General features: G+C 64.2%; 11 protein-coding genes. 3 read left to right on the top strand and 8 right to left on the bottom strand.

Translation table 11 applies throughout. From position 1 onward, the window contains the following. Positions 1-42: 42 nt before the first annotated feature. From VKR55_RS00845 to VKR55_RS00835, 3 genes are read right to left on the bottom strand one after another with little or no spacing between them, the layout of a single operon-like run. A complete protein-coding gene (locus tag VKR55_RS00845) occupies positions 43-912 on the bottom strand; it encodes an MlaD family protein (RefSeq protein WP_324398898.1) in 870 nt (289 codons plus the stop codon). 13 nt (positions 913-925) lie between these two features. Continuing rightward, positions 926-1,705, bottom strand: coding sequence for an ABC transporter ATP-binding protein (locus VKR55_RS00840; protein ID WP_324398897.1), 780 nt, complete (start codon positions 1,703-1,705; stop codon positions 926-928). A 2-nt stretch (positions 1,706-1,707) separates the two neighbouring features. Beyond that, positions 1,708-2,841 carry an MlaE family ABC transporter permease gene (locus VKR55_RS00835; protein WP_324398896.1) on the bottom strand — a complete coding sequence of 378 codons (1,134 nt, stop codon included), beginning with the start codon at positions 2,839-2,841 and terminating at the stop codon, positions 1,708-1,710. 137 nt (positions 2,842-2,978) lie between these two features. Between VKR55_RS00835 and dgcA the strand changes: the two genes are divergently transcribed. Then, complete coding sequence (gene dgcA / locus VKR55_RS00830) at positions 2,979-3,974, top strand: N-acetyl-D-Glu racemase DgcA (RefSeq protein WP_324398895.1); 996 nt, start codon at positions 2,979-2,981, stop codon at positions 3,972-3,974. Here the strand turns inward: dgcA and VKR55_RS00825 are convergent. After that, a complete protein-coding gene (locus tag VKR55_RS00825; RefSeq protein WP_324398894.1) occupies positions 3,944-5,143 on the bottom strand; it encodes an MFS transporter in 1,200 nt (399 codons plus the stop codon). The genes dgcA and VKR55_RS00825 overlap by 31 nt on opposite strands. Positions 5,144-5,220: 77 nt before the next feature. Between VKR55_RS00825 and VKR55_RS00820 the strand changes: the two genes are divergently transcribed. Both VKR55_RS00820 and VKR55_RS00815 read left to right on the top strand, forming a co-directional pair. Beyond that, positions 5,221-6,426 carry a hypothetical protein gene (locus tag VKR55_RS00820; protein WP_324398893.1) on the top strand — a complete coding sequence of 402 codons (1,206 nt, stop codon included), beginning with the start codon at positions 5,221-5,223 and terminating at the stop codon, positions 6,424-6,426. 119 nt (positions 6,427-6,545) lie between these two features. Continuing rightward, a complete protein-coding gene (locus tag VKR55_RS00815; RefSeq protein WP_324398892.1) occupies positions 6,546-8,198 on the top strand; it encodes a caspase family protein in 1,653 nt (550 codons plus the stop codon). A 58-nt stretch (positions 8,199-8,256) separates the two neighbouring features. Here VKR55_RS00815 and VKR55_RS00810 read toward each other — a convergent pair whose 3' ends face one another. From VKR55_RS00810 to VKR55_RS00795, 4 genes are all read right to left on the bottom strand, one after another. Next, on the bottom strand, positions 8,257-9,261 hold the full coding sequence (locus VKR55_RS00810; RefSeq protein WP_324398891.1) for a threonine ammonia-lyase: 1,005 nt from the start codon (positions 9,259-9,261) through the stop codon (positions 8,257-8,259). Positions 9,262-9,398: 137 nt separating this feature from the next. Further along, entirely contained in the window at positions 9,399-10,211 is an 813-nt protein-coding gene (locus VKR55_RS00805; RefSeq protein WP_324398890.1) for a UDP-2,3-diacylglucosamine diphosphatase, read from the bottom strand. Between the two features lie 197 nt (positions 10,212-10,408). Continuing rightward, positions 10,409-11,353 carry a DUF4432 family protein gene (locus VKR55_RS00800; RefSeq protein ID WP_324398889.1) on the bottom strand — a complete coding sequence of 315 codons (945 nt, stop codon included), beginning with the start codon at positions 11,351-11,353 and terminating at the stop codon, positions 10,409-10,411. Beyond that, complete coding sequence (locus tag VKR55_RS00795) at positions 11,350-12,894, bottom strand: sulfatase (protein ID WP_324398888.1); 1,545 nt, start codon at positions 12,892-12,894, stop codon at positions 11,350-11,352. The genes VKR55_RS00800 and VKR55_RS00795 overlap by 4 nt, the downstream gene beginning before the upstream one ends. Between the last annotated feature and the right edge of the window lie 19 nt (positions 12,895-12,913).

The raw sequence follows: 12,913 nt of genomic DNA, 5'->3' as shown, positions 1-12,913 counted from the left end.
GTTTTCCCTGCACGCTATTCGCCGCTCGCCATTCGCCACCCACTACCGCCGCCTCTCGACTGCAGGCGCCGGTGCCGGCTGCGCGGCCTGGGCACTGCTCGAGGTGCCGCTCGCGCCGAAGATCACCCGGGTCGGGTTGCGGTCGAAATTGTTCACGGCGCGGCTGATATCGGCGAGCGTCTTGCGGCCGTCCAACATCAACGCGCCCGAGCGCTTGTCAAAATCTTCGGCAAGCTCGTGGATGGATTTCACGGTCTGGAACAGCTCGCCGCCATCCTTGCCGCCGGCGAGCGTATTGAGGCCGAGCATCAGATCGTCGGCCTTGCCCATGACGCCGTCGACCCTGTCCATGATGGCGTCGATCCGCTCGGAGTTGCGCGCCAGCGCCTGGCTGAAGGTTTCCAGATTATGCAGCGAGTTCTTCACCGCCTCCTGGTTGTCGGCGACGATCTTGTTGATGTTCTGCAACGTGCCGCGGATGGCTTCGGTGACGTCCTGCAGCTTGTTCGGATCTGCAGTGAGCTCGGGAATGCCGTCGTCACCCAGCGGCACCGGAGGTGCGTCCTCGGCGCCGCCCTTGAGCGAGATCGCGGCAACGCCGGTGAGGCCCTGGAATTCCAGGCCGACCTGCGTGTCCTTGCGGATCGGCGCGTTTTTCTCGACCAGCGCCAGTGCAACCACGCGGCGCGGATTGTCGAGCTTGACCTTGATCACCTCGCCTACTCGGATACCGTTAAAATTCACGCTGCCGCCGTTGCGGAGGCCCGCCGCGGGACCCTCGAAGATGATCCGCAAGGGGCTGCGCTGCTTGGTGGTGTGGAGGCTCTGAAACCACAGAACGAAGCCGAACGCGGCCGCGATCACCGCCAGCGTGAAGGACCCGATCAGGACATAGTTCGCCCGCGTTTCCATGTTAACTCCGGTATTAGCCCACAACGGAGCGGGCGCGCTTGCCGTTGAAATATTGCCGCAGCCAGGGATGCTGCGATGCCTTCATGTCGGCAATCGATCCTGCAGCAATGATCTTACCGTTCCCCAAAACGGCAATACGGTCGCAAGCGGTATAAAGGCTGTCCAGATCGTGAGTTACCATGAAAACGGTCAGGCCCAAAGTGCGCTGCAGGGTCCGGACCAGCTCGTCGAAGTCGCCGGCGCCGATCGGATCGAGGCCTGAGGTCGGCTCATCCAGGAACACCAGCTCCGGATCGAGCGCGAGCGCGCGCGCTAGCGCCACGCGCTTGATCATGCCTCCGGAGAGCTCCGAGGGGAATCGGTCGGCGACCTCGGGCTTGAGCCCGACCATCACGAGTTTCGCCACCATGATCTCGTCGAGCAGCTTCTGCGAGACGTTGAGATATTCCCGCACCGGAAACTGGATGTTCTGGCGCACGGTGAGCGAGGAGAACAGCGCCCCCTGCTGGAACAGGATGCCCCAGCGGCGCTCGACCGCACGGCGCTGCGCGTCGTCGGCCTTGTCGAGGTCGACACCGAACACCTCGATGCGGCCTGCGACTTTCGGCACGAGACCAATGATCGTGCGCGTCAGCACCGATTTGCCGGCGCCGGAGGGGCCGACAAAGCCCAAAATCTCGCCGCGCTTGACGTCGAGGTTGAGACCGTCGAGCACGCGCGTCGAACCGAACTGCACGGTGATGTCGCGGACCCTGATGACGGCTTCGGAGATCGGTTGCGGAGCCTGCGCCATGGTCACATCCCGATCGACGCAAAGACGATGGCGAACACACCGTCCATGACGATCACGAAAAAGATGCTCTTCACCACCGAGGCCGTCGTGTGCTGGCCGAGCGATTCGGCGCTGCCCTGCACCGCGAGCCCCTCGACGCAGGCGACAATGCCGATCACTGCCGCCATCACCGGCGCCTTGATGATACCGACGGTGAAATGGTCGATCGAGATCGCGTCGCGCAGACGCAAGAGGAACGCTTCGGGATCGACGCCGCCGTAGAGCCAGGCGACGAGGCCCCCGCCATAAAGCGCAGCCATGGCGCCCAGGAAGGCCAGGATCGGCATCGCTATCACGAGCGCGAGCAGACGCGGCAGGATCAACACCTCGATCGGGTCAAACCCCATCGTGCGCAGCGCATCGATCTCCTCGCGCATCTTCATCGAGCCGAGCTCGGCGGTATAGGCGCTTCCCGATCGGCCGGCGACCATGATCGCGACCAGGAGCACGCCGATCTCGCGCAGCACCAGAACGCCCAGCATGTCGACAACGAAGATATCGGCACCGAAGCGGCGGAAATGGAAGATGCCCTGCTGCGCGATGATGCAGCCGATCAGGAAGGTGATGAGCACGATGATCGGCACCGCGCGCCAGCACACCTGCTCCAGATGGTGCACGGTCGAGGTCAGGCGGAAATCGCGGGGATGCAGGGCCACCCGGCCCGCCGCCACCAGCACCGCGCCAAGCATGTCGATCAGCCCGACAAAGGTGTCGCTGATGCCGACCACGCTGCGGCCGACCTGGGCCAGCATGCCCGCGATCGTTAGCGGCGTCAGTTCGACCGCAGGCGCGTCCTTCACGCGCCGCACTTCATCGACCAGGCTCGCGTAATTGGCCGAAAGCCCGGCAATCTTGGCCTCGATACTGCCCTGCGTCAGGCTGCGACGCAGCCGCTCGATCAGCCAGGCGCCAAACGTGTCGAGCCTGGAGATCTGCGAGACATCGATGAAAATGTTGGGCCGGCTGCCGGCGAGCTTCTCGGCATCGGCAACGATCGCCTCCAACAAGGGCGCAAACGGAGCGGTCCATGGTCCCGCCGCGCACAGCGCAAGCCCGTTGCCGCGCGCAATCCGCTCCAGGGTCGGGTCGCCGTTCACAACTGATAGCTCCTGCGCCTGCCCCTCACCCGGCATCCCCCGCTTTGCGCAAGGCTCGCCTTGTCGAAGGCACCCCTAACCAGCCATAGTTGGTCGCGCCCCGCAAGCGCATGGTTCAAAAATCGCCTGACATTAAAATGACTTCCAGTCAATTTCCAACACTTGACGTTCGAATCGAGCGCTTTCCCATCACAGGCTCCTTCACCATCAGCCGGGGCGCCAAGACCGAGGCTGTGAGCGTGGTGGCCGAGTTGAAGCGAGGCAGCCATACCGGACGCGGCGAATGCGTGCCCTATCCCCGCTATGGCGAGACGCCTGAGGAAACGCTCAAAGTCCTTCAAGCGATGCGTGAGGCGGTAGGGCGCGGGCTCGACCGCGAGGCCTTGCAGGCGGCAATGCCCGCGGGCGCCGCCCGCAATGCGCTCGACTGCGCCTTTATCGACCTTGAAGCCAAGAGCAGGGCTCAACGCGCCTGGGACCTGCTTGGCCGGCCGGCGCCGCAGGCCTGCACCACCGCCTATACGATCTCGCTGGCGTCGCCTGCGAACATGGCGGCCGCAACCGAGAAGGCCGCGCACCGGCCGCTCCTGAAGATCAAGCTCGGGGGCGATGGCGACCGCGAGCGCATCATGGCGGTCCGCCGGGCCGCGCCGAAATCCGAGCTCATTGTGGATGCCAACGAGGCGTGGCTGCCCTCGAACCTCGAGCAAAATCTCGCGGCCTGTGCCGAGGCCGGTGTAACCCTCGTTGAACAGCCGCTGCCTTCCGACTGGGACGAGATGCTGGGGCGGATCCGAAGGCCGGTTCGCGTCTGCGCGGATGAGAGCGTCCATGATCGAAAATCGCTCGATGGGCTGCGCGGGCGCTATGACGCGGTCAACATCAAGCTCGACAAGACCGGCGGCCTGACGGAAGCGCTCGCCATGGCGGACGCCGCGAAGGCGCTCGGCTTCGACATCATGGTCGGCTGCATGGTCGCAAGCTCGCTTGCGATGGCGCCGGCGATGCTGCTCGCCGCGGAGGCGCGCTTTGTCGACCTCGACGGCCCGCTGCTGCTCGCGCGCGATCGCGATCACGGGCTGCGCTATGACGGCAGTCTCGTTCACCCACCGGACTCCGCGCTGTGGGGATGATCCATCAACAGGCGGCGCGCCGAAAACATCACCAATCCGCCGCAGGCCGCGATGCCGGCCATCACGAAGTAGACGTTCTGCCCGTAGCGGGCGAAGATCGCGCCTGTCAGGATATAGACAGAGCCCGTGACCATCCCGCTGCAGGCAGCGAGATAGCCCTGCCCGCGCGCTACAACATGTCCGGGCACGCGACGCACCATCAAGGCCATGGTGCCGACCTGGGTGAGTCCGAACGTTAGCCCGTGCATGGTCTGGACCACGGCCAGGATCGCGATCGGCGGCGCCTGCGCCGTGATGAGCCAGCGCGCGACCGCACAGCTGGCCGCGATGATCACCAGCATCGCCGGCGGCAAGGTCAATCGCGGCGACAGCGCGAACACTACGATCTCGGCGAGCACGCCGAGCGTCCATAGTGTCGCGATCGTCAATCCACCAAAGCCTTCCTGTTGCCAGGTAATGGAGGCGACGACGTAATAGGCGGCGTGGCTGCTCTGGATCAGCGCGGAAGCGAGGATGATGGCGAGAAAGCCCTTGTCGCGCAGCAGTGCGCTTGCGCCCTGATGCGCAACAGGAGCCGGCTTCAGCGGGGCCAGCGGCTTGAGCCCAAGGCTCACTAGCGCGCTGAGGGCGGCCATCGCGGTGATGATCCAGATCAGGTCCCTCGCCGCGATGACATCGATCAGCGCGCCGCAGGCGAGCGCGCCAGCGATGAACGCCGCCGATCCCCATAGCCGCAGTGGACCGTATTTGAGACCAAATTGACGGATGCCGCGCAGCGCATAGGCGTCGATGAGCGGCACCATCGGGGTCCATATGCAGCAGGTCAGCGCATAGGCAAGGAAGATCAGCACGGCCAGGTGCTGCAGGCCGACGATCGCGAGCCCGACCGTGGTTGCAAAGCCCATCGCGATGATACCGCCGCGCAGCGCCTGGTGCCGCTCGGCAAAGCTCGTGACGAAAGGCAGCGTCGTGAAACGTGTCACCGAAGGAACGGCCGTGATGACCCCGATCCAGGCGGCATCGACGCCGACCGCCTTCAGCCAGACCGGGAAGAAGGGTTGATGCGTGCCGACAATCCCGAAGCCGGTGGCATAGACCAGCGCCAGCCGGGTCGCGAATCGCTTTGCGGCGGCCTGTGATGCGGTGGGGATTTGTGAGGGGGGCGACATCAATTCAATTGCGATTCGGGCGAGTTCATGGTGATCGTTAGCGCAATGTGCGCTGATTTGCGCGCCCTGAGTCTGTCATGGCCAACCAAGCATTCGCCCTGTCGCCGATTTCCGCTCGCGCCAGCCTGCCGAGCGAGGAGGACTATGAGGCGATCCGCGATGCCTTTATGGAGACCGCGCGGGGGCGCTGGTTTCTGGATGAATATGCCAAGCGGAACCGCAATGCCGATACCCGCATGGTGCTGGATGCAGTGGCGCGAATCGAGGAGACACTGGCGGCGCAGAAACAGCCGCCACCGCCCGTGGTCGTCGACCGTCTGCCTGCAGCGCTGACTTCGATTCGAGGCGCAGTGGAGAGGGCGCAAGGCGCCGCCTCCAACGCGCTCGACGGGCTGCGGCTCGAGGAAAACCTTGCGCCAATCCGCAAGGGCAGCCGCATCATCAAGGAAATCTCCTGGCGTTGGCGCGAGATCGGCGCCGACGGCCGGATTTGCGACCTGATTGATTCGCAGGTGGCCGCGATCGACACGGCTTGCGCCCAGCTTGCCGCGACCGACCCGCGCGTTGCCTTGCGTGCCGCCTTCGAGATCATCCGCTCCGAGATCGAAGCGTTCCGGAACAGCAGCGAAGCCGAGGCCGCGCCTGTGCAGGTTGCAGCACCTGAGCAGACCGCAGCACTGGTGCAAGCCGCAAGGCCGACGCCGCCGATAGCGCTCGCTTCTGCCCCCGTTGCCGTAGATCTGGCCGCTGCGCCCGCCGAAGCGGATGACGAACTCTCTCCAAGCGAGGTGGAGACCGCATTCAACGAACCGGATCTGCCCGTCGAAACCACTGCTGCTGAAGAAGAGCTACCGGAGCTTACCCAGGACGATGCGGAGGACGAGGCGGTGCTCGAGCTGGTTGCAGCCGAAATGGCCGCGCCCGACCCCGACCACACCGACGATTTTCCCGATGTCGTTGCCGAGAGCGAGCCCGCGCATGTCACCACGCCGCCCATCGTCGAGCCGATAACATCGTTCGTGCGCGAGCTTGAGGAGGTCACGCCGGTCTCAACACAGGCGCCATCGCCGCACGGAGGACCGCCAGTCCCTGCACGGGCGCCGGCGCTACAGCCCACGCTTTCGGCCACGCCTCCCGTTGCACCGGAGCCCGAGGCCACGCCTTCGCTCGGCTCGACCCTGATCGCGAGCGGAATCCTGCGCAAACCCTATAGTCCCGCCAGCGATCCGCTCGCGCCGATCCGCCGCATGAGCCAGGCCGAGAAGATCGCGTTCTTTTCGTGAATCGATCCAAACTCTTCCCCACGCCTCCGTTAGTGACTCGCGTCACGTACGCGTGCCGCGCTTCGCTCTAGCGTCTCCACGACCCGTCTCAGCTTGAGATCTTTGTCGAGGAAGACGCCATGTCCTCTTTCATTTCGTCTCGCATCGGATCGCTGCTCTTTGCCGCAAGCTTGCTTGCCGGCCTGCTCTGCTGTGGGCGGGAAACGGCTCTCGCGCAAACCCAGACCGCGGAACTCGACCGCATCCAGGCGCCGGCGCAGGCGCTGCCAGGGCCTGAGCAACGTGTGGCGCTGGTGATCGGAAATTCGAAATACGAAAACACGACGCCGCTCGCCAATCCCGACAATGATGCGCAATCGGTTGCGCAACTTCTGAACTCGGCCGGCTTCGACGTGATCGCCGCGACCGACCTGACGCACAACGACATGATCGAGGTCATGCAGGATTTTTCCGCCAAGGTCGCCGAGCACGGACCGAATACGGTGGCGATGATCTATTACGCCGGCCACGGTGTGCAGGTCGCCGGCGAGAACTACCTAATCCCGGTCGACGCCAGGATCGCAAGCCCCTCCGATCTCGTGAGCAACGGCGTCCGGCTGGTCGATCTGATGGCGACACTGGAATCGATCCCGAGCCGGCTGCGCATCGTCATGCTCGATTCCTGCCGCAACAATCCGTTCCCCAACCTCGACGATTCCAGCCGCGGACTTGCGATCGTCGACGCACCCTTGCGCTCGATCGTCGGCTATTCAACCGCGCCGGGCGCGGAAGCACTCGACGGCGCGAACGGCCACAGCCCCTACACCCAGGCCTTCCTGCATCTCGCGCGCGAGCCGAACCTGCCGATCGAGCAATTGTTCAAGCGCATCCGCCTCGAGGTAAATCACGAGACAGAAGGACTGCAAACGCCGTGGGAGAGCTCGTCGGCGACGAGCGACTTCTACTTCTTCGGCGATACCGCGGTGGCGTCGGCCCGCGCGCCCGAGCATGGCCCGGTGGTGCAGATGGCATCCAACCTGCCGTGGGAGGCGGTGGACCAAGTCTACGACTACGTGGTGTCGGAGGATTCGCCGCAATACTATCAGGAGTTCCTCGTGCGCTTTCCGCACGACCCGCGCTGCGATCGCATTCGCCGTCTGCTCGCCAATTTGACGCTGGCCGCGGCGTGGCATCAGGCGGTGCTGGCGAACTCGCCGCTCGCCTACAAAAACTTCTATGACCATCACCTGGACAGCCCGTATGCCAAGGTGGCGCTGCATCTGCAATCGCAACCAAGGACCATGCCGCTGCTGCAGGCCGATCATCTCCTGAAAGGAAGCGGCGGTTTCCAGCATCAATTGCCGCTGTCGAGCAACGCAAAAATCACGACGATGCCGGTGCACACGGGCCTGAACACCGCGCCGACCCTCGGCAAAATCGTGAACCTGCCGTCACATGACAAGGGCAGCGAGCACAATTTTCGACATGAGGACCGCACCGTGGGTCACAACACCCAGGTCCTCAAGGCGCAGAAGCCGTCCGTACCGTCACATGACAGCAAGAACAGTTTCGTTCACGACGACCACATTGTTGGTCACAACGACCGCGTCTTCAAACCGCAGAAGACAATCGTGCCACAACGGCAGCTCGACCGGCGCGAGGTCTCGAACACCAATGTCTTGCGCAGCAACCGCTTCGCCAATACGCAGGCCCACATGACTGGTGGCGGCGGTGGTGGCGGCACGCACCTCATGATGGGCGGAGGCGGCGGCGGTTTTAGACGCCGCTTCTGACCGCGGCGATGGTCAACGATGGGGCAGAGCCGAGAGGGTCTGCCCTTTGCATTTCCGCTCAGGCGATGAGCTTTGCGAACAGATCGGCGTCCACATTGCCGCCGGAGAGCACGATCACGATCGTCTTGTCGCGCACGTCGATCCGCCCTGCGAGCAGCGCGGCAAGCCCGACCGCCCCGCCCGGCTCGACCACGAGCTTCAATTCACGAAACGCAAAGGCAATCGCCGCCCCGACCTCCTCATCGGAGGCGTCGACGGCGCCTGCGAGCAGCCTGCCGTTGATGGCGAAGGTGATCTCGCCGGGCATGTCCGCCATCAGCGCGTCGCAGATGGTACGCGCCTTGGCCTGATGCGCCTCGCGTTTGCCGGCGCGCAGCGAACGGGCGTGATCATCGTAGTCCTTCGGCTCGGCGACGATGACCTGCGTGTTCGGAAATTTTGCCTTCACGGCGGTCGCGATCCCGGCGATCAGGCCGCCGCCGGAGGCCGGCGCCACGACGATATCGGGCGTGATGCCAAGGGAGGCCATATCCTCCGCGATCTCGCGGCCGGCGGTGCCCTGGCCCGCGATGATCAGGGGATCATCGTAGGGCTTCACCAGCGTCGCGCCGCGCTTGACGGCAATGTCGCGCGCGATCGCCTCGCGGTCCTCGCGGTCGCGGTCATACAGCACGACCTCGGCGCCATAGGATTTCGTGCGCTCGCGCTTCAGCGCCGGCGAGTCCGCCGGCATCACGATGGTCGCCTTGATGTTGAGAAGCTGCGCCGCCGCGGCCACGCCCTGCGCGTGATTGCCCGACGAGAAAGCGACCACGCCGGCGCCGCGCTTGTCCTCCGGAATCGACGACAGCTTGTTGAAGGCGCCGCGGAATTTGAACGAGCCGGTCCGTTGCAGCGATTCCGGCTTGAGGAAAACCCTGGCGCCGAGGCGCGCGCTCAGGACTGGAGAGGACAATAGCGGCGTGCGCACGGCAAAAGGCGCAATCACCCTGGCGGCGGCATCGATGTCGGCCGGGCTGACCGGCAAGTCTTTGGTGGTGTTTTCCTGGGGAATGTTTTTCATGTCGGCGTCTTAACGCATCCCGAAGCAGGCCCGCAAGATGGCCTCAAGCGGCGCAGCGGGGATGTTCGGGCACGAAGTCGACGCTTCCTGTCGCAGGCCGCGAGGTGCCGGTCGCGGCAAGTCTCGTCAATCAGGCATCAGGCCGCGCGCGCGGCGATCTGCGGCACCGGCGCGACGCGCCCCTGCGGATCGGTCCAGGTGATGATCTCGAAGCGCCCATCCTCATGCTCGGCAAGCGCGGTGCAGCTCTCGACCCAGTCGCCGCAATTCATGTAGCGGATGCCCTGGTCGTCGCGGATCACGGCATAGTGGATGTGGCCGCAGATCACGCCGTCGGCGCCATGGCGGCGCGCTTCCGCCGCGAGCGCCTGCTCGAACGCGCCGATATAATTGACGGCGTTCTTCACCTTCTGCTTCGCCCATTGCGACAGCGACCAATAGGGCACGCCAAACAGGCGGCGGAAGAAGTTGACCAGGCGGTTCATCTGGATCGCGAAATCATAGGCCTTGTCGCCGAGATGGGCGAGCCAGCGCGCGTTCTGCACGACGAGATCGAAGATGTCGCCGTGGATCACGAGGAAGCGCTTGCCGTCGACGCCGGTGTGCACGGCGTTCTCGACCACATCGATGCCGCCGAAATGCGTGCCGTAGTATTGGCGCAGGAACTCGTCGTGATTGCCGGGGATATAGATGACCTTGGCGCCCTTTCGCGCCTTGCGCAGCATCTTCTGCACGAAGTCGTTGTGCGATTGCGGCCAGTGCCAGTTCGACTTCAGCGCCCAGCCGTCAACGATGTCGCCCACCAGATAGATGGTGTCGGCGTCGTGGCTGCGGAGAAAGTCGAGCAGCTTGTCGGCCTGCGAGCCGCGGGCTCCGAGATGGACATCGGAGATAAACAAAGTGCGAAAGCGCCGCTCCGGGCTTTCCTCACCAACAGCATCACTTCCCATGCGCGCGCCCTTAACAGATTCCCATGACAGAGCGGTGACGACCGGGCTTGCCCAAACAGGAACCCGTTAACGCCTCGCCTTTGCAGGCGCCCGAATCGGTCCCCGCCTGCATTGAATCGCGATTACCAGCGCTCAACGACAATCAGGCGACGACGGCAGCAATTCCGGGGGAATACGGGCGACAGAAATGGCGACCGCTATGTCCGATCAAAACCAATGTCGACGCTGTAGGAACGCGCATCGCCCGGGTTCAGGTCCCTCTCCGTTCCGTCGAGCTTCGCGCTCGTGCAGGGCTCGATCGCCAGAACACACGCATGTGGCCGCAGGTCATGCCAGAGTTGCAGGTGGGGCAGTGTCGCGGCGTCGAATGCGACGCTCACCCGAAACATCGCGCCCCGCTCGAGCGGCGTGTTGAGCGTGCAGACCGCTTGCGCATCGATGTCCTCGACGGGAAAGCTGATGGATTCCGAACTCGCCGACCGATCGGGAAACGCCTTCACCTCGACGAGCTTGCGCCCGCCGAGCGAGACCGTCGATCCTGCCGCCAGCGCCGGATAGCCGAAATTGATATGATACAGGCTCGCCTGCGCCGTCCGCTCGTTTCCCAGATTGACCACCGTGTCGCGGATTCGCAGCAGGTTGCCGCCGACCGGCACTTCGATCCTCCGTTGCAGCCTCAGCGCCTCGCCGCCGAAGCGGAATTGCATGATCTCGCCTTCGCAAAAGAGCAGAGGGTCGTCCCGCTCCCAGTCCTCTCCATAGGCGGTCACGCGCGCCGGTGTGAACGGAAGCCGTCCATGCATCGGATGTCCATCGGCGGGCTGGCGGATATGGTCGAGACCGCAAGTTACGAGAAATCCGGAATTGGTGCGGCCGTAGCCGCGGCCGCCATCCTCCTCCGGATGATGCAGGGCGGGACTGCGAAACCCGGCCATGCTCTGCCAGGCGACGGGAAAACCCTTCCACCACAGGGGACCGATATCGAGCGAGCGATCGGGCAGCACCCAGAAGTCAAGGCCACCGCCGCTCGAGAAGGCAAGCGCTCGCACGCCGCGTTCCACGCCGTCGTCCAGCACAATGCGCCTGACACTGGCGAACTGCCGGAGGTCGCCAACCCTTGAACGCAGCTCCTCGCCGGTCATGATTGCGTTTCGTGCTGGAGCGCGATCGCAGGCTCGACCAGATCGAGCCGCCGAAACGCTTCCGGCGGAGCCTGGTTGGCCGCCATCAATTGCGCCATCAGCGCGGCAAGTCGCCGCTCCTGCGCCGGATCCTTCAGCGGATGCTGCTGCCCCGGGTCGGCTGCGAGGTCGTAGAGACGCGTGTCGTTCTCGAGCAACGCACCGGGACCGTAGTTGAGATACATCGGCGAGCGTTCGATCACCGGAACTTTCAGCACCTTCGCGCCCTTGGTGAACGGGAAGCCGTCCGAGAGGCTCGTGCCCGCCAGTTCTTCCGGCAGAAAGGCGGAATGAATGTGGGTTGGCATGACCGTATACTGGAATAGTTCCTGATTTTTCGGATCGGCCGGAAAGCGGTGGTAGGTGTAGGTGCCGTCGGTGACGTTGACGGCGCCGCCAAAATAGCCGAACAGCGCCGCCTCGCGCAGCGGCCGTGCCGCACGCGCCGCCGCAAGGACGGAATACCCTTCGATCTCCGGCGGCGGCGCCACTCCGAACAGATCGAGGAACGTCGGCGCAAGATCGATCGACTGCGTCAGCACCGCGGTGCGCTCACCCGGCTGGGGAAAGCGGGGATCGTGCACGAACAGCGGAATATGCACGATCTCCTCATAGAGGTTCATCCGGTTCTTCGCCCAGAAATCGTGCTCGCCGAGCAGGAAGCCGTGGTCGGTGGTGACGACGAGGGCTGTGTCGTTCCACATGTCATGGTGATCGAACGCGTCAAGCAACTGTCCGAGAAGGAAGTCGCACATCGATACCACGGCATAATAGTTGGCGCGCAGCTCCTCGCATTCGGCCGGCAGCTCATCGACCCGGCCATAGCGCGGCCAGTCCCGGATCGGTCCGTTCCAGCCCGTGTCAAACCGCGCCTTGAAGCGCGCCGGCGCATGAAATGGCTCGTGCGGATCGAACGTCTCGATCTGCAGGAGCCAGTTATCGGCGTTTCGATTGCACTGGAGGAATTCGAAGCCATGAGCGAAGCATTGGACGGACGGAAAATCCTTTTCCTCCTTGATGAACTCTCGGTTGATGATGTTCTGCGAGTGATATTTGCGCCGCTCCGTGGTGAACTGGCGCGCGTGGTACATCTCGCGCAGCCGCTCCCAATGCGGCTGCACCATCGCCTTCCACGGATCGCCCTCCTGGCCGCGTACGAATTCATAGCTGTTGTAGCGGTTGTGGTAGGTCGCGCCGCCGTCCTCCCAATAGTGGAAGTGATCGGTGATGAGATGGCTGTAGACGCCCGCCCGGTGCAACAGCTCGGGCGCGGCGGCGTCGAACGGCTCGAGCGGCCCCCAGCTTCGATGCAGGAAGCTGAGGCGTCCGGTCAGCATGTCGCGCCGGGCCGGCATGCATGGCAGGCTGCCGACATAGTGCTTTTCAAAAGTGAGCGTCTTCGCGGCGAGCCTGTCGAAATTCGGAGTTGGAATACGATGGCCGCCATAAGCGCCAAGCAGGTGACGGTTGAGCGAATCGAACAGGACGAAGACCGTCTTCATGGGCATTCCTTCGACTTGC

This window comes from Bradyrhizobium sp., assembly GCF_035309285.1.
In the GTDB taxonomy this organism is placed as follows: domain Bacteria; phylum Pseudomonadota; class Alphaproteobacteria; order Rhizobiales; family Xanthobacteraceae; genus Bradyrhizobium.
The sequence above is the reverse complement of the archived record's forward strand: the minus strand, read 5'-3'. Positions and strand labels throughout refer to the sequence as shown.